This is a genomic window from Petroclostridium xylanilyticum (assembly GCF_002252565.1).
GTDB classification, from domain to species: Bacteria; Bacillota; Clostridia; order SK-Y3; family SK-Y3; genus Petroclostridium; species Petroclostridium xylanilyticum.
In genome coordinates this window covers 492,195-510,299 of sequence record NZ_NPML01000019.1, presented here as the reverse complement: position 1 = coordinate 510,299, position 18,105 = coordinate 492,195, and the positions used below count along the sequence as shown (strand labels likewise).

Genomic DNA, 18,105 nt, shown 5'->3' with positions numbered 1-18,105 from the left:
ATTATTAAAGCTGTTGCAAAACAGCAATAACAACAAAAAATATATTAAAAAATATATTGACATGAATAAAAGATTATGTTAATATATGAAAGTCGCACCAAGGAAAGCGGTTAAAAATACCAATAAAAAAGGTGTTGACAGATTAAAAAGATTATGTTAGTATAGCATTTGTCGCTTCGGTAAGAAGTGATAAAAAATATCAGAAAAAAGTTGTTGACAAACAAACTTTGATTTGGTATAATGAGTTTCGCCGCTTGAGAGAGCGGTAAAGGAATTGGTCTTTGAAAAGTAAACAGCGTAAGAGGTTCTCGTTGATTATAGTTCACAGTTCACGGTTCACAGTTCACAGAAGTGAGCGGTGAGAGTGAAAGTGTGAACAAAAAATGAGTAAACCTAGCGTACTTAATAAAGTAAGTTAGTAATAGTTTATGAGCTAAATTGAACGATTAATATATAACGGGGAACAGATTGGGTTGACAGAAGAGGTTCAGTGAACAGTGAACCGTGACCTGTGAACCGTGAACATATATTGAGAGTTTGATCCTGGCTCAGGACGAACGCTGGCGGCGTGCCTAACACATGCAAGTCGAGCGGAGGTATTGAAGGGAAACCTAAGATACCTTAGCGGCGGACGGGTGAGTAACGCGTGAGGAACCTGCCTTATACAGGGGGATAACACATCGAAAGATGTGCTAATACCGCATAAAGTCATCAGGACGCATGTCGTGATGACCAAAGGAGCAATCCGGTATAAGATGGCCTCGCGTCTGATTAGCTAGTTGGCAGGGTAACGGCCTACCAAGGCGATGATCAGTAGCCGACCTGAGAGGGTGACCGGCCACATTGGGACTGAGACACGGCCCAGACTCCTACGGGAGGCAGCAGTGGGGAATGTTGCGCAATGGGGGAAACCCTGACGCAGCAACGCCGCGGGGAGGAAGAAGGTCTTCGGATCGTAAACTCTTGTCTTTAGGGACGAAAGATGACGGTACCTAAGGAGGAAGCCACGGCTAACTACGTGCCAGCAGCCGCGGTAATACGTAGGTGGCGAGCGTTGTCCGGAATTACTGGGTGTAAAGGGCGTGTAGGCGGGTAAGCAAGTCAGATGTGAAATACCGGGGCTCAACCCCGGGGCTGCATTTGAACCTGCATATCTTGAGTGCAGGAGAGGGAAGCGGAATTCCTAGTGTAGCGGTGAAATGCGTAGATATTAGGAGGAACACCAGTGGCGAACGCGTCTTGCTGGACTGTAACTGACGCTGAGGCGCGAAAGCGTGGGGAGCGAACAGGATTAGATACCCTGGTAGTCCACGCCGTAAACGATGGATACTAGGTGTAGGAGGTATCGACCCCTTCTGTGCCGGAGTTAACACAATGAGTATCCCACCTGGGGAGTACGGCCGCAAGGTTGAAACTCAAAGGAATTGACGGGGGCCCGCACAAGCAGTGGAGTAGGTGGTTTAATTCGAAGCAACGCGAAGAACCTTACCAGGGCTTGACATCCGGTGAATCCTCTAGAGATAGGGGAGTGCCTTCGGGAACACTGAGACAGGGGGTGCATGGTTGTCGTCAGCTCGTGTCGTGAGATGTTGGGTTAAGTCCCGCAACGAGCGCAACCCTTGTTGTTAGTTGCCAGCATTAAGTTGGGCACTCTAGCGAGACTGCCGGTGACAAATCGGAGGAAGGTGGGGACGACGTCAAATCATCATGCCCCTTATGTCCTGGGCTACACACGTACTACAATGGCTGTCAACAAAGGGAAGCAAGACCGTGAGGTGGAGCAAATCCCCAAAAGCAGTCCCAGTTCAGATTGTAGGCTGCAACTCGCCTACATGAAGTCGGAATTGCTAGTAATCGCGGATCAGCATGCCGCGGTGAATACGTTCCCGGGCCTTGTACACACCGGCCGTCACACCATGAGAGTCGGTAACACCCGAAGCCTGTGAGCTAACGGAAGAGGCAGCAGTCGAAGGTGGGGCCGATGATTGGGGTGAAGTCGTAACAAGGTAGCCGTATCGGAAGGTGCGGCTGGATCACCTCCTTTCTAAGGAGAGAAGTTCCAATTAATAATTAATAATTAATAATTATTCAAGTAAGGAACGAATCCTATGGTCGATACATTACGATAAGTAATGTCTGAGAACGCTTACGCTGTTTAATTTTGAAAGACCAATTCATTAGTGGACAGTGAATAGTGGGGAGTGGGGAAAAAACATTACCCATGAAAGCATGAAGCTAATAAAAGGTTTTTCAATAGAATTGTTAATGATTAATTAAATTAATGTAGGGTTAAGTGACAAAGTCACTGACCGCAATAACTGTGGGGGTGTAGCTCAGCTGGGAGAGCACCTGCCTTGCAAGCAGGGGGTCAGGAGTTCGATTCTCCTCATCTCCACCACATGGGCTTATAGCTCAGCCGGTTAGAGCGCACGCCTGATAAGCGTGAGGTCGGTGGTTCGAGTCCACTTAAGCCCACCAAATGTACCTTGAAAACTAAACAATGTAAAGACATGAGGAAAAGATCATAGGGTAACTGCAGTGGAGAACACTGTATTACACTGTAATTTCAAAGGAAAACTTTACTCATATAATTCTAAAAACAGGAGAACACCAGAATGTTCAAAAAGTGAAGGATAAGGAAGTAAGGACTGGAGGAGGGAACTCCCCACTATCCACTTCCCACTCCACACTAAAACAAATGGTCAAGCTAGAAAGAGCGCAGGGTGGATGCCTTGGCATTAGGAGCCGAAGAAGGACGTGATAAGCTGCGAAAAGCTGCGGTGAGGCGCAAATAGCCTAAGACCCGCAGATATCCGAATGGGGGAACCCGGCCGGAGCAATATCCGGTCACCGTATAGTAAATCCATAGCTATGCGGGGGAATACCCGCTGAACTGAAACATCTAAGTAGGCGGAGGAAAAGAAAGAAACATCGATTCCCTAAGTAGTGGCGAGCGAAAGGGGAAAAGGCCAAACCGGGGGTAGAAATACCTTTGGGGTTGAGGACTGAAGACGGCATCACAGGAGCTAGCAGAACTACCTGGAAAGGTAGACCACAGGGGGTAAAAGTCCCGTATGCGAAAGCAAAAGTGAGCCATCAGGATCCAGAGTACCATCGGGCACGTGAAATCCGGTGGGAAGCAGGGAGGACCACCTCCCAAGCCTAAATACTACCTAATGACCGATAGAGGAAAGTACCGTGAGGGAAAGGTGAAAAGAACCCCGGGAGGGGAGTGAAAGAGAACCTGAAACCCTGTGTTTACAAGCAGACAAAGCACATTAAGGTGCGATGTCGTACTTTTTGTAGAACGGTCCGGCGAGTGTATGTATGCAGCGAGGTTAAGGTGTTAAGCACCGAAGCCGTAGGGAAACCGAGTGTGAAGAGCGCGTAAAGTTGCATGCATACGACCCGAAACCGGGTGACCTACCCATGGACAGGATGAAGCGGGAGTAAAGTCTCGTGGAGGTCCGAACCCACCACTGTTGAAAAAGTGGGGGATGAGCTGTGGGTAGCGGAGAAATTCCAATCGAACTCGGAGATAGCTGGTTCTCCCCGAAATAGCTTTAGGGCTAGCCTCGGATTAATCTTATGGAGGTAAAGCACTGAATGGGCTAGGGGCCTTATCCGGTTACCGAACCCTATCAAACTCTGAATGCCATAGAGATGATGTCCGGGAGTCAGACTATGGGAGATAAGTTTCATAGTCAAAAGGGAAACAGCCCAGACCAACAGCTAAGGTCCCCAAATAGGTTTAAGTGGTAAAGGATGTGGAGTTGCTAAAACAACCAGGATGTTGGCTTAGAAGCAGCCATTCATTCAAAGAGTGCGTAATAGCTCACTGGTCGAGTGATTCTGCGCCGAAAATGTAACGGGGCTAAAACCTATACCGAAGCTTTGGATACGCAAGTATGGTAGGGGAGCTTTCTATGGTAGGCAGAAGCATGACCGAAAGGACATGTGGACGAGATAGAAGTGAGAATGCCGGAATGAGTAGCGAGAATTATGTGAGAATCATAATCGTCGAAAGCCTAAGGTTTCTTGAGGAAGGTTCGTCCGCTCAAGGTAAGTCGGGAGCTAAGGCGAGGCCGGAAGGCGTAGTCGATGCACATACGGTTGAAATTCCGTAACCACCGAAGCCGAAAAGTATGCAAGGGACGCAGGAAGATAGTCTGACCACACCGTTGGTAGAGTGTGGCGAAAGGGAGCGAAAACAAGTAGCGAAGCAGATGAATCTACACTGACAAGAAAAGCTTGCATATTGGTGAGGTGCCCGTACCGCAAACCGACACAGGTAGGTGAGGAGAGAATCCTAAGACGAACGGGAGAAGCGTTGTTAAGGAACTCGGCAAATTGACCCCGTAACTTCGGGAGAAGGGGTGCCTGGGAGACCAGGCCGCAGAGAATAGGCCCAAGCGACTGTTTAGCAAAAACACAGGTCTCTGCTAAGTCGAAAGACGACGTATAGGGGCTGACGCCTGCCCGGTGCTGGAAGGTTAAGGGGAAAGGTTAGCGAAGAGCGAAGCTTTGAACTTAAGCCCCAGTAAACGGCGGCCGTAACTATAACGGTCCTAAGGTAGCGAAATTCCTTGTCAGGTAAGTTCTGACCCGCACGAATGGCGTAACGACTTGGGCACTGTCTCAACAGCGCGCCCGGCGAAATTGTAGTACCAGTGAAGATGCTGGTTACCCGCGACTAGACGGAAAGACCCCATGGAGCTTTACTGCAGCCTGATATTGGATTTTGGTATTTCATGTACAGGATAGGTGGGAGACTAAGAAATATGCACGCCAGTGTATATGGAGTCGACGTTGGGATACCACTCTTGAGATACCGAAATTCTAACCAGTACCCGTAAGCCGGGTATGGGACACTGTCAGGTGGGCAGTTTGACTGGGGCGGTCGCCTCCTAAAAGGTAACGGAGGCGCTCAAAGGTTAGCTCAGCGCGGTCGGAAATCGCGCAAAGAGTGTAAACGCAAAAGCTAGCCTAACTGCGAGACGGACAGGTCGAGCAGTAACGAAAGTTGGAGTTAGTGATCCGGCGGTAAGAGAGTGGAATTGCCGTCGCTCAACGGATAAAAGCTACCCTGGGGATAACAGGCTTATCTCCCCCAAGAGTCCACATCGACGGGGAGGTTTGGCACCTCGATGTCGGCTCATCGCATCCTGGAGCTGAAGTAGGTTCCAAGGGTTGGGCTGTTCGCCCATTAAAGCGGTACGCGAGCTGGGTTCAGAACGTCGTGAGACAGTTCGGTCCCTATCTGTCGCGGGCGCAGGAAATTTGAAGGGAGCTGTCCTTAGTACGAGAGGACCGGGATGGACGCACCACTGGTGCACCAGTTGTACTGCCAAGTGCACAGCTGGGTAGCTAAGTGCGGCAGGGATAAACGCTGAAGGCATCTAAGCGTGAAGCCCCCCCTAAGATAAGATTTCCCATAGCAAAAGCTAGTAAGGTCCCATGAAGACTACATGGTAGATAGGTCAAAGGTGTAAGTGCAGTAATGCACTCAGCTGATTGATACTAATAGACCGAGGGCTTGACCAAGAAAGCAATTAACAATGAATAATTATTAAGGACGAGGTTAATTGCGGGAAAGAATATATGAAGAAGGTTTTTGCAAAAACCTCATGTCAAAGCATTGTTTAATTTTGAAGGTACATGAAACAGTTCACAGTTCATGGTTCACAGTTCACAGTAGAAAGGTGAATGGGGAACATGCTGGTGAACAAGAAAGAGTACCTGAGGCAATTAAAAGAGCAGGTTAAGAATTCAAACCGTGACCTGTGAACGAAAAATCAACACAGTTGAATTATCCGGTGACAATGACATGGAGGACACACCCGTTCCCATTCCGAACACGGTAGTTAAGCTCCATCGTGCCGATGATACTTGGAGGGGGACCTCCCGGGAAAGTAGGTCGTTGCCGGAACTGATCAAAAAGACATATCCAGTTGGGTATGTCTTTTTGTTGTGTACATATCTAATGTACAATAAAATCTTATTTCAGGGAGGCTTTGTTAATAGATTTTTTATGATATAATAGTGCAGAAGGAATCTATGAATAGATGGAGATTGGATATGATTATTAACAAGACGACACTGGATGCAGGAAAAATAGATATAGATCATTGCATCGAACTAAAGGGAGACAAAAATATATTTAAAAATGCACTATATTTGGATTTGGAGCATTTTATCTATAAAATACCGCTTTGTATCGGTGTTTTTGGAACCTGTACGTATAATTCAGAAAAAAATACTATTGAAGCAATACAGTATATGATACAGGATAAACAAGATGCCCGTGAAATATTATATGTAGCCAGGGACTTACTTACAGCGAATCAAAAGAAATATATTATAACTTTTGCAGGGGAAAATGATTTTTCAGTTATTAATTTTCTATTTAAAAAGTATAAAATAAAATTTAACATTGAAAAAAATTATTCCTTGGTAGATTTGCAAAAAAAATATCTAAAGTATACGGGAGCTATAACGGGACTTAAAAACCTGGAGAAGATTTTTGGAATTGAAAGGGATGGAGAATTGATAAGTGGTTCTAACCTGGCAAAAACCTTCGGAAGAATTTTAAAAGAACCCGGGTATGGCGAACGAATAAGTAAGGAAAAAATAGACAAGATTTTAAACTATAACCTTCAGGATGTAGTTAATTTGTTCCACATAGCAACAAACTGGAACAAGTACGTCAGGTAAAGGGAAGGGGCATGGAGTTAATATAATTATTACAGTTACATTAAATTAACTTCTTGTGCTATATATATATAACACTAAGTATGTTACATTATTGTTATTTTGTTCACGGTTCACAGTTCTCAGTTCACAGAAATTAGCCAAGAAAATCCTGTGGACCGTGAACTGTGAACTAAAATAGACAATGTAAAGTACTTAGTAATACTTATATATTATTCCAAAAGAATATTTAAAATTACTTACTTATTTAAAGATTTTTCAAATAAAAAATTACTACTACCTGCAAGGTAGTAGCAATCTCAAACCTTAATCTAAATCTGAATCTATATCTATACCTTAATTGTAGTCCATTTTCCCGACAAGAAACGGAAATAAACCAATACGAATCGTAATAACTGGTCACTAACCAATGCCACCCATGCTCCGATCAGTCCCCAATGAAAAATTAATACACAAATAAAAGACAAGATGGGGCGGATGATTAAAACTCCTATAAATGTTGAAATTGCAGGCCAGCGAGTATCTCCAGCACCTCTTAATGCACCGGAGAGTATCAGGAAAGAAGACTGGAAAGGTTGGAGTAAAGCTACAATTTTTAATACCACACCACCACTTTTTATTATTTCAGCATTACTGGTATATAGAGAAACCAGTTGTTCACCAAAGAAAAAGAAGCAGGTAGCAATTAGGGTAGATACTAGTGAACCCAGGCGTCTTGTCTCAATCGCGTACGTCTTTGCCAGGTCAGGTCGTTTCTGCCCCAGGCTTTGACCGATAAGGGATGTTGCAGCAATACCAAATGCCTGACCATTCATAAAGGAAAGGCCAAGTATATTTATAGATATTTGATGCGTAGCATATACAACTGTACCAAGGCTTGATACTGTCCTTACATATAGTAACAATCCTGCCCTGAGAGCAAACTGCTCTCCTGCAGCCGGTAATCCGATTCTTACAATCCTTTTAATAATTTTCAGGTTAGGTTTATAATTATCTTTAAGGGATATAAAAATATAGTTATCTCCTCTGATTATAGTGATTAATGCCATAATGGATGCTGCAGACCAGCCGATTATTGTAGCTATTGCAGCGCCGCTTACACCTAATGCTGGAAATCCGAATTTTCCATAAATCAAAAGGTAATTGAATACAACGTTTATGACATTGGCAGTAATGTTAAAGCGCATAGCGGCTCTTGTATTTCCTGCACCCCTTAGTGCAGCAGAGATACATAAGGAAATGGCTGTGAATATAAATCCACCCATCAGGATTCTGAAATAATCTGTACCCGGTTGGATAGTATCCGGTTCCCCTCCCATCAAGACAATCATATTTTTTGAAAAAATAACGCCTAATATAGATACCAGAATAGCAAATAAAAGAGATAAAACTAAAGCCTGGCGTACTACAGCATTTGCTTCTTTGACATTGTTTTCACCTTTAAGTCTGGCTACCAGGGCAGTTACGCCTACATTTAAAGCCAGAAACACTGAAAGCATAACAAATTTAGGTTGGCTGGTAAGCCCAACGGCAGTGATGGCATAAGGTCCGAGCTTTCCTACCATCATCATATCTATCATTTCACATAGGGTTACCAGAATTAATTCAGTTACTGATGGCCATGCAAGGGAGATAATATTTTTTCTTATAGTTGACCTATCAATTTCAATTGTATCTGCATTAGTTTTGCAGGACTCAATATGACTATACAATTTTTTCACCTTAATTATATAGAATTTAACTGCAAGGATTCATACTTTCTTTAATAGATATTCTACAATTATTACAATATTCCTGCAAATTTACATCAAAACAAAACAAAAAAGTCCACAAAATATGCAGCGTAAATTTGGCCATTATATACTATTTACTAACAGTACTCACGCAAAACTCTAAGAGCCTTGAAAAATAAATATATCAGACACTTAATTTATTCCAAATGGTTGTTGCTATTGGGTTTGTAACATGATTTACCTGTTTACTTTTAGCATCTTTTGATGATACATTAATAATGTACACAACATTATTTACCTTAACTTGGACGATGTCCTGTAAAAAATTAGAAGTTTAACCAAAAAATATACCATACCAGGTATACATAACATATCTGCAAATAGTGGAAATCCTACTGCAACAACCTTTACAACCCTATTTAAGTATCAAAGTCCTGATATACCTTATCTTAAATTCTTTTGCGTAAGTTCAGTAAAGGTAATAAAAAAATAGTATTTGTTAAAAATTTATATTGATTTTTTTTATATTATTAGTTAGAATTCTAATAGTAAGAATTCTAACTAATTTATTTAACATTAGATTGAAGGTGAAAATGTGAAGGATGAAAAAGTGAAAGAAGTAAATAGCCTGCTTTTTGAATTTATACCTTTATACCATCAAAAATTTGCAGTCGGTTTTCACCAGGATGATAATATTCGGCCTAGATGTAATAAAAGTCAGATAAAAGCAATGTTTATTATTAAAAAAAAGGAAAAAATATTGCCTACTGATTTAGGAAAGTGTATGGATATGCGTAAAGGAAGCCTTACTACATTAATTGATTCACTGGAAGGTATGAATTTGGTTCGCAGAGAGCGGGACCCCCACGACCGCAGAAAAACATGGTTATCTTTGACAAAAGAAGGTATGGAGTATTTGGACCTTAAAATACAGGCATATGAGCGTAATTTTATGCGCTTATTTGAACCAATACCTGAAGAGGAAGTAGATGAATTAGTAAAAAGCTTGAAGTATGTAGTAGATTTAATAAAAAGATTGTAAGGAGGTACATGATGGACCGTTCAAAACAACTGGGAGAAGAAAAAGTTTCAAGGTTATTATTGAAATTTTCTATTCCTGCAATAGTCGGAATGCTGGTAAATGCGCTATATAATGTAGTGGATAGAATTTTTATAGGAAATGGCGTCGGTTCTCTAGGGATTGCGGGAGTCACCATCGGATTTCCTTTTATGATTGTTATAATGGCATTTGCAATGTTGATAGGTATTGGTTCTACATCCTTGATTTCTATCAAATTAGGGGAACAAAGGAAAGAGGAAGCAGAAACAATTGCTGCCCATGGAATGATACTATTAATCGGTACAGCGGCTATTCTTTCCGTGGTCGGACTGATTTTTATTGATCCTTTGCTGCAGCTGTTTGGTGCCAGTGAGGTGGTATTGCCTTATGCCAGAGAATACATGCGCATTATTTTATGGGGAACAGTATTCCAGGCTGTGGGCTTTGGTATGAATAATTTTATTCGTGCAGAAGGTAACCCTAAAATTGCCATGATTACCATGTTAATTGGAGCTGTCTTAAATACCATTCTTGATCCTGTCTTCATATTCATTTTTGACTGGGGAATCCAGGGAGCGGCACTTGCTACTATTATCTCCATGGCAGTATCTGCAATATGGGTACTTTATTATTTCTTTGGCGGTAAAAGTTTATTAAAGATTCGTGTAAAGAATATGAAATTACAGCTACCTGTTGTAGGCAAAATTTGTGCCATTGGTTCTGCCCCCTTTGCTATGCAGCTGGCTGCCAGTCTTTTAAGTGCTATTATAAACAATAGCCTAACTTACTATGGCGGAGATGTAGCAGTTTCAGCCATGGGAGTGCTGAACAGTGTTACAATGTTGATATTGATGCCTATATTTGGAATAAATCAGGGTGCTCAGCCAATTATTGGATATAATTATGGTGCTCAAAAGTTTGACCGGGTGAAGGAAACGTTGAAATTAGCCATTATAGCCGCAACAGTAGTGGTTTCTTTAGGATTTGTAGTAATCCAATTATTTCCGGCACAACTGATTGCTTTATTTAACCGGGCGGACAAAGAACTGATCAAATTAGGCGCCCGGGCTTTACGGATTTTCTTGATATTTTTGCCCATTATCGGCTTCCAAATTGTTGGTGCTAACTACTTCCAGGCGGTTGGAAAGCCAAAGAAAGCAATGTTTTTAAGTCTGTCCAGGCAGGTGATTATTTTAATTCCTGCAGTGCTGATATTACCCAGAATTTTTAATCTTGGCTTAAATGGTATATTGCTTGCGGGTCCGGTTTCTGATCTTGGCTCTTCCGTATTGACAGGAATTTTGCTCTTTATGGAGTTAAGGCATTTGGAACAAAAGCACCAGGAGGGCTATTCAGCCGAACCACAAATGGAATAGTAATGTCTGTTTTATTTTATAGTCATTTTATTTTTAGGGAATACTATAGATGTCCAACAGTAAAACTAAATATAATATAAATCATATTTGTAGAGGCAGCACAGTGGGGCATCCTTAAATGGTAAACAATTTATTACAGTATATAGTATCGATAAAGAGGGACAGTTGCGTTGTGAAAAAGTTAATTCTTTCAATTATAATATTACTTCCTTTAGTTGCATTGATATTTTTATATAATTTTCTTTTTTCTTTTCATAAGAATAATACTGAGAATAAGAAATATGATCTAAATAAGTTTAACGAAAGATATTACTTTACATTAATTTCTCATTCTCTTGGTAATCCCTACTGGGAGCGGGTGAGAAAAGGAGCAGAAGATGCAGCAAATGAAATAGGAGTAACTTTGGAATATACCGGGCCGACAGAAAGCAACCTTACAGAAGAGTTAAGGTTAATTGAAATTGCCATAGCAGTAAAAGTAGACGGAATTATAACCCACGTATTTGATGAGCAGCAATTTATGCCTGTAATTAACAAGGCGATAGAGAAAGGGATACCTGTAATAACCATAGATACCGATGCTCCTAAAAGTAAGAGAATATCCTATGTGGGTACGGATAATTATGACGCAGGCACACAGGCGGGAAAGATTTTAGCACAGCTGTTAAAAGGCAAAGGTAATGTAGGAATTATTACAGGTAATTTTGAGCCTGCTAATTTAAAACAGAGAGTAGATGGATTTAAGAGTGTAATGGAAAGATATCCAAATATAAATATAGTAGATATTCAATCTTCCAATATCTCTTTATTAGGTGCAACTGAAAAAGCACAGTTTATTTTAGCAAATAATAATGTTGATGCGCTATATTGTACTAGCTCGTTAGACCCTATAGGAGCAGCCAGGGTAGTAGTAAGCAGAGGACTGCAAGGGCGGGTAAAAATTGTGGGATTTGACGATTTGCCGGACACTTTGGAATATATAAAGCAGGAAGTAGTAGATGCTACGCTAGCACAGCAACCATATAAGATGGGCAATGAGGCGGTAAAGAGAATGTATGATTTTAAAAAGGGAAAAAGCATTCCAGCATCTATCCATACGCCGGTAGAACCCATTACAAAACATAATGTACAAGACTATCAAAAGACGGTTGAGGAGTAATAATGAAAATAAGGCTTAATTCAATCAGGACAAAATTAATAGTATTCTTTATAGCGGTTATCTTGTTTATGAGCATAATCAGCGTAATATCCTACTATGTGGCATCGGTGACATCCATTCGTTTTAGCAGTGTATTAAATAGTATTATATATCTTAATGACATGTCTAATAGTGTTGTAGAATTAAACAATACATTAGAAGCCTATCTGGCAGATCCATCCGAGAAAAATTACAACCAATACAGTCAACGTCTTTCTACCTTATACAGTTATGTTGCTGGAAAAGGCATTGAGGCTATAGATGAACGGTATGCACTGAATTTTTATAAAATTTTGAGAATGGTTAATAGCTATACAGAAGAAGCTGATGCGGCAGTATGGTCCAATCGTGCCAGAGACTATGAAAAGTACATCTATCATTTTAACGAGGCAGACAAGATCGCCGGGTTTATTGATGAACATATGAGGACATTAATATTTGCCCAGTTAAACCAGAGTAATGAGCTGTACAGGGGATTAAGGGAAAGAATAAAATATGCGGAAAGATTAACAGTTATATCCATATTAAGCGCAGCATTATTCAGTGTGATTTTTGCACTATGGTCGACCAAAAATATTGTCAGACCTATCAACAGACTGGTAGGAGCAGCAGGTAAAATTTCGCAAGGAGATTTTGAAATTGAGCAAATTGACAACACGGGAGAAGAAGAAATAGACATTTTAGGCAGGACATTTTATGCCATGAGTTCCAGTATTAAAAGACTGGTTGAAGATATTAAGGATAAGGCGGAAATTGAGGTTGAACTACATAAACAGGAAGCAGAGAATCTAAGGATAAGCGGTTTATTAAGGGAAGCAGAATTGAAAACGCTTCAATCACAGATTAATCCCCATTTTTTGTTTAATACTTTAAGTACAGTAGCACAGACAGCTATGTTGGAAGGTGCAGATAGAACCTGTTCTCTCATAGAGTCAGTAGCGGACCTGTTGCGGTACAATCTGAGAAAGATAGATCGCCCTGTTACTCTCCAGGAAGAGATAGATAACCTTAAGGAGTATATCAACATTCAAAAAGCCCGGTTTGGTGAAAGAGTGCAAATTGAAATGAATATTGATGAGAGAGGGTTAGAGTTAGCAGTACCCTCCTTGATCCTTCAGCCCATTGTAGAAAATGCATTTATACACGGAGTGGAAAGGAAGGAGGGAAGAGGAATAATAACGATTAATATAGCTAAAAAGAGTGACAGAGTTGAAGTGGAAGTGTCAGACAATGGGCCGGGCATGAATAAGGAAACTATAGGAAAAATACTTGAATGTAGTAGAAAAAATAATTGTAAAGGGATAAAAGAAACAGGGATAGGAATGGAAAATGTCATAAAAAGGTTAAGAATCTTTTATGGTATAGAAGATGTAATCAGGATAGACAGTGAAGAAGGAAAGGGGACAAGGGTAGTTCTGCTGTTACCTGCGATAACAATTTAAGATTGTTCATTGAAAAATATAGCTTATAAGATATAACGGAGTAAGGGATTTATGTCGAATGTAATAATTTCCCGGGAAATAATAGAGGAAGGTGAAGAGGTGCATTATGTACAAGATACTAATAGCCGATGATGAACCTATAGAACGGCAGGCTTTTAGAGTAATCATAGAAAAAAACATTGGCAGTGTAGGTATAATTGAAGAAGCGGAGAATGGGAGACAGGCAATAGAAAAATGCCATGAATTAAGGCCGGATATTGTACTGATGGATATAAAAATGCCCGGTATTAATGGAATTGAAGCAATTGAACAAATTGTAAAGACCTTTCCTAACACCAGGTTTGTTGTTATATCTGCCTATGACTATTTTAATTTTGCCCAGCAAGCAATTGCATTGGGGGTAGAAGATTACCTGCTAAAGCCTGTAAAACGGGATAAACTGGTAAACACCATCAATCAAATGATTCAACAGATTGAGGAAGAACGGAAAAAAAGGAAACGGGAACTGGAACTGGTAGAAAAGCTAAATAATATTATCCCTTTGATAGAATCTGAATTTGCTTATTCGATGATTTTTGGAGATACGGAAAAAATCAAAACTTTAAAATACGAAGAGCTTCTGGATATCAGATTTGATCTGGGATTCTGTATGGTAATATTTCTAAATAAGGATGGATATCCTGAAAAGATTAATAACCAGTTAGGAAGGAGTTTTATTAACCAGAAGGTATTAGATACGATAGGAAACGTAGTGAAAAACCTATGTTCGTGTGTAGTAAGTCCTCTTATTTCAGATAAAGTAGGTATTTTTATTTCCAGAAGTCCAGCACAGGATGAATATAGCATACGAGTATGGTCGATAGATGTTGCTCATAAACTTGTAGAAGAAATTTTCAGGGAGAATCGTGTACGGGTTAACATTGGAATAGGACGTAGTTATCCAGGAGCGGAGAATATGAGTATTTCCTATATACAGGCGGTCAGTTCCCTTTCCTATATATCACAGCCTGGAGATATTGTGCATTATTCTGATATCGACTTTGCAAATAAAATACATTTTGTGTATCCGATTGAGAAAGAAAACCTACTTTGTGAAAGAGTAAAGGCGGGGGATGTGGAAGGAAGTATTAAAATTTTAAAAGAAATATTTGATATTTTTACACAGAGCTTTCAGGATGATGTAAAAAGAATTAAGCCTCACATTTTTGAATTGGCAGTTGTACTTTCCAGGACAGCATATGAAATGGGAATAGAAGAAGATATTTTCAATGTCCTTCATGGAATAGAAAATAATGAATTTTTTCATGAAGAACGGGCACGAGAAATTTATTTGTGGGTTCAGGCTAAATTAATTGAGTTAGTGCAGAAAATACAGGATGCCAGGCAAAATAATATTAATATACTTATTAACAAAGCACAACAGTATATAGAGGATAATTACAGCCATGAACTTACATTGGAAGATGTGGCCAGAGCGGTGGTTATCAGTCCCCACTATTTTAGCAAACTTTTTAAGGCGGAAAGTGGGGAAAATTTTATAGATTACCTTACAAGAGTAAGAATAAAACATGCCAAAAGACTGCTTGAAAGACCTGAAAACAGCGTAAAGGATGTTTGTTTTAAAGTAGGATATAATGATCCAAATTATTTTTCAAGGGTTTTTAAAAAGGAAGTGGGTTTAAGCCCGAGTGAGTATCGAGGCAGATTTGGGCTATAGATTTTAGTTAACAAAATAATGCTATATCATTTTTGCAAAAGTGTTTGCATAACAAAAAATGAATAATGGTTGCCAATTTACTGTAGAGAAAAATCCTCTTTAATAGTTTATGATTATGGTAAAGCAAAGTTATAAATTCACTAACTATTAAGGAGGATTTATTGTGTTTAACAAAAAAGTTTTAAAAGTATTATCGATGTCACTTGTACTTGTTATGACAGTCGCAATATTTGCAGCATGTGCAAAGAATCCTGGACAATCAACAGGAAGTGATAAGCCTGCGGCAAGTACAGAAAAACCTGATGCCGGTAAAAAGATTAAAATCGGACTTTCGATGGACACATTAAAAGAAGAAAGATGGCAAAGAGACAGAGATTTATTTATTGCTAAAGCAGAAGAATTAGGTGCAGAAGTAATTGTACAATCAGCAAATGGAGATGACAATCTTCAGGTATCACAGGCAGAAAACCTGATTACACAAGGTGTAGATATCCTTGTAGTAGTTCCTCACAATGGTGAAATTGCAGCATCTATCGTAGATGCAGCTCACAAAGAAGGAATCAAGGTTATAGCATATGATAGACTTATTAAAAACAGCGATGTTGACCTTTATGTTTCTTTTGACAACGTAAAGGTAGGGGAATTACAAGCAGAATATGCTGTAAAGCAAGTTCCTAAAGGAAACTATATGTTAATCGGTGGAGCTCCAACTGATAACAATGCTAAACTGTTCAGAGAGGGACAAATGAATATCCTTCAACCTCTTATTGACAAGGGAGATATTAAAATCGTTGGGGACCAATGGGCAAAAGACTGGCAGCCGGAAGAAGCTCTAAAGCACACTGAAAATGCTCTTACAGCTAACAATAATAAAATTGATGTTGTAGTGGCTTCCAATGATGGTACTGCAGGTGGCGCAATCCAGGCCCTGGCAGAACAGAAGCTTGACGGTAAAGTTTTAGTAACAGGACAAGATGCTGAACTTGCTGCTGTACAAAGAATCGTAGAAGGAAAACAGGCCATGACAGTTTACAAGCCAATCAAAGCAATTGCTTCAAAAGCTGCTGAATTAGCAGTTGCCATGGCAAAAGGTGAAAAGATTGAAACTAACAATAAAGTAAACAACGGTAAGATTGATGTTCCATCTGTTCTTCTTGAACCAATTCAGGTAGATAAGAATAACATGCTTGATACAGTTATCAAAGATGGATTCCATAAGCTTGAAGATGTATACAAAAACGTACCAAAGGACCAATGGCCACAACAAAAGTAATTTCCAAAACAATTGACTGTAGAGCCCAGGCTTATCACCTGGGCTTTCTTTAAGATTTGAAGGAGAGGGGGAAATCCATGAGCAACTTTGTATTGGAAATGAGAAATATCACAAAGGAATTTCCAGGTGTAAAAGCCTTAAATAATGTTAATTTTAAAGTAAAAAAGGGAGAAATACATGCCCTGTGCGGAGAAAATGGGGCAGGAAAATCAACTCTCATGAAAGTTTTAAGTGGAGTATATCCCTTTGGTACCTATGAAGGTGATATTGTAATCAATGGAAAGGTGCAGAAATTTGATAACATAAGGCAATCGGAAGAAGCGGGAATAGCAATTATATACCAGGAATTGGCGTTAGTAAAAGAAATGGACATAGGCCAAAATATTTTTCTTGGTGCTGAGCATACAAAAGGTGGAGTTATCGACTGGGACAAACTTTACTCTGAAGCAGCTAAATTATTAAAAGAAATGGAACTCGACTTAAACCCAAAAACAAAAGTGAAAAATCTGGGTATCGGTCAACAGCAGCTGGTTGAAATTGCAAAAGCCTTATCCAAGAAAGCGGACATTCTTATACTGGATGAGCCTACGGCTGCTCTTACCGAAAGTGAAGTTAAGATACTGGTAAATATTTTAAATAAACTAAGAGAAAAAGGTGTTTCATGTATCTATATTTCTCACAAGTTAAATGAGGTTTTTGAGCTTTCGGATAGTATAACTGTTTTAAGGGATGGCCAAACAGTAGGAACTTATCCAGCTTCTGATTTGAATGAGGATAAGGTAATTTCTCTAATGGTAGGTAGAGAGCTAACAGAAAGATTCCCTAGAGAAGAGCACAAACCAGGAGAAACAGTGTTGGAAGTCAAAAACTTTAGCGTATATGATCCAGAGAATCCTAACAAAAAAATTATAGATAATGTAAGCTTTAAGATAAGGAAAGGCGAAATATTGGGGATAGCAGGATTAATGGGAGCTGGCAGAACGGAATTGATTACCAGCATATTTGGTGGATTCCCTGGAAGGAAGACCGGAGAGATATATCTTGAGGGGAAAAAAGTTAATATAAACCGACCGGTTGATGCAATTAAGCTGGGACTTGCAATGGTGTCGGAAGACAGAAAGCGTTATGGTTTGATACTTGACCAGAGTGTGGCAAAGAACATCACTATTTCAAGTCTGGACAGAATTTGCACAGCTTCAGTAATTAACTCAAATGAAGAAGTTAAATTCAGTAATAAATATGTGAAGGACCTAAGAATTAAGACACCTTCTATAGAAGCGAAGGTTGGAACCTTAAGTGGTGGTAACCAGCAAAAGGTTGTCTTGGGTAAATGGTTAATGACCGAACCCAAAGTATTGTTTTTGGATGAACCTACTCGTGGTATCGATGTTGGTGCCAAGTATGAAATATATAACATCATGAATCAACTGGTACGTCAAGGGGTAGCGGTGGTAATGGTGTCATCCGAGCTTCCTGAAGTATTGGGAATGAGTGATAGAATTCTGGTTATGCATGAAGGAAAGCTGAACGGTGAATTAAAAGTAGAAGAAGCAACACAGGAAAGAATAATGCACTGTGCGACAGGAGGTAGATAA

The 18,105-nt window shown here is 40.0% G+C and carries 9 protein-coding genes, 2 tRNA genes and 3 rRNA genes; 13 read left to right on the top strand and 1 reads right to left on the bottom strand.

Annotation, left to right across the window (positions count from 1 at the left end):
* The first annotated feature begins 525 nt into the window (after positions 1-525).
* From CIB29_RS14535 to CIB29_RS14505, 6 genes are all read left to right on the top strand, one after another.
* Positions 526-2,044, top strand: a 16S ribosomal RNA gene (locus CIB29_RS14535).
* A 278-nt stretch (positions 2,045-2,322) separates the two neighbouring features.
* Positions 2,323-2,398: transfer RNA gene (locus tag CIB29_RS14530), tRNA-Ala, on the top strand.
* A 3-nt stretch (positions 2,399-2,401) separates the two neighbouring features.
* A tRNA-Ile gene (locus CIB29_RS14525) sits at positions 2,402-2,478 on the top strand.
* Positions 2,479-2,700: 222 nt separating this feature from the next.
* Positions 2,701-5,544 (top strand): 23S ribosomal RNA (locus CIB29_RS14520).
* 268 nt (positions 5,545-5,812) lie between these two features.
* Positions 5,813-5,929: ribosomal RNA gene (gene rrf, locus CIB29_RS14510) — 5S ribosomal RNA — on the top strand.
* Together the 16S, 23S and 5S rRNA genes with 2 tRNA genes alongside form the textbook arrangement of a ribosomal RNA operon.
* A gap of 128 nt (positions 5,930-6,057) precedes the next feature.
* On the top strand, positions 6,058-6,714 hold the full coding sequence (locus CIB29_RS14505) for a ribonuclease H-like domain-containing protein (protein ID WP_242965239.1): 657 nt from the start codon (positions 6,058-6,060) through the stop codon (positions 6,712-6,714).
* A 326-nt stretch (positions 6,715-7,040) separates the two neighbouring features.
* On the opposite strand, the gene CIB29_RS14500 is transcribed toward CIB29_RS14505, so the two are convergent.
* Entirely contained in the window at positions 7,041-8,423 is a 1,383-nt protein-coding gene (locus tag CIB29_RS14500) for an MATE family efflux transporter (RefSeq protein ID WP_094550860.1), read from the bottom strand.
* Positions 8,424-9,039: 616 nt separating this feature from the next.
* Between CIB29_RS14500 and CIB29_RS14495 the strand changes: the two genes are divergently transcribed.
* The 7 genes from CIB29_RS14495 to CIB29_RS14465 all read left to right on the top strand — a co-directional run bounded on the left by CIB29_RS14495 (position 9,040) and on the right by CIB29_RS14465 (position 18,105).
* Positions 9,040-9,486: a MarR family winged helix-turn-helix transcriptional regulator gene (locus tag CIB29_RS14495; protein ID WP_094550858.1), complete on the top strand. Its 447-nt coding sequence runs from the start codon at positions 9,040-9,042 to the stop codon at positions 9,484-9,486.
* An 11-nt stretch (positions 9,487-9,497) separates the two neighbouring features.
* Positions 9,498-10,880: an MATE family efflux transporter gene (locus CIB29_RS14490; RefSeq protein WP_094550856.1), complete on the top strand. Its 1,383-nt coding sequence runs from the start codon at positions 9,498-9,500 to the stop codon at positions 10,878-10,880.
* 172 nt (positions 10,881-11,052) lie between these two features.
* On the top strand, positions 11,053-12,039 hold the full coding sequence (locus tag CIB29_RS14485; RefSeq protein WP_157910316.1) for a sugar-binding protein: 987 nt from the start codon (positions 11,053-11,055) through the stop codon (positions 12,037-12,039).
* Positions 12,040-12,041: 2 nt separating this feature from the next.
* Positions 12,042-13,520 (top strand): sensor histidine kinase, encoded by a 1,479-nt coding sequence (locus CIB29_RS14480; RefSeq protein ID WP_094550852.1) that lies wholly within the window; start codon positions 12,042-12,044, stop codon positions 13,518-13,520.
* Between the two features lie 106 nt (positions 13,521-13,626).
* Positions 13,627-15,237, top strand: a complete 1,611-nt coding sequence (locus tag CIB29_RS14475; RefSeq protein ID WP_094550850.1) for a response regulator — start codon at positions 13,627-13,629, stop codon at positions 15,235-15,237.
* Between the two features lie 163 nt (positions 15,238-15,400).
* Positions 15,401-16,510: a D-xylose ABC transporter substrate-binding protein gene (gene xylF, locus CIB29_RS14470; RefSeq protein WP_198543901.1), complete on the top strand. Its 1,110-nt coding sequence runs from the start codon at positions 15,401-15,403 to the stop codon at positions 16,508-16,510.
* 77 nt (positions 16,511-16,587) lie between these two features.
* Positions 16,588-18,105: a xylose ABC transporter ATP-binding protein gene (locus CIB29_RS14465; protein WP_094550848.1), complete on the top strand. Its 1,518-nt coding sequence runs from the start codon at positions 16,588-16,590 to the stop codon at positions 18,103-18,105.

Bases quoted from the DNA above. Each gene is read 5' to 3' on its own strand.
- CIB29_RS14490 (WP_094550856.1), top strand. From the start codon at position 9,498: ATGGACCGTTCAAAACAACTGGGAGAAGAAAAAGTTTCAAGGTTATTA.
- CIB29_RS14475 (WP_094550850.1), top strand. From the start codon at position 13,627: ATGTACAAGATACTAATAGCCGATGATGAACCTATAGAACGGCAGGCT.
- CIB29_RS14465 (WP_094550848.1), top strand. From the start codon at position 16,588: ATGAGCAACTTTGTATTGGAAATGAGAAATATCACAAAGGAATTTCCA.
- CIB29_RS14480 (WP_094550852.1), top strand. From the start codon at position 12,042: ATGAAAATAAGGCTTAATTCAATCAGGACAAAATTAATAGTATTCTTT.
- CIB29_RS14505 (WP_242965239.1), top strand. From the start codon at position 6,058: ATGAATAGATGGAGATTGGATATGATTATTAACAAGACGACACTGGAT.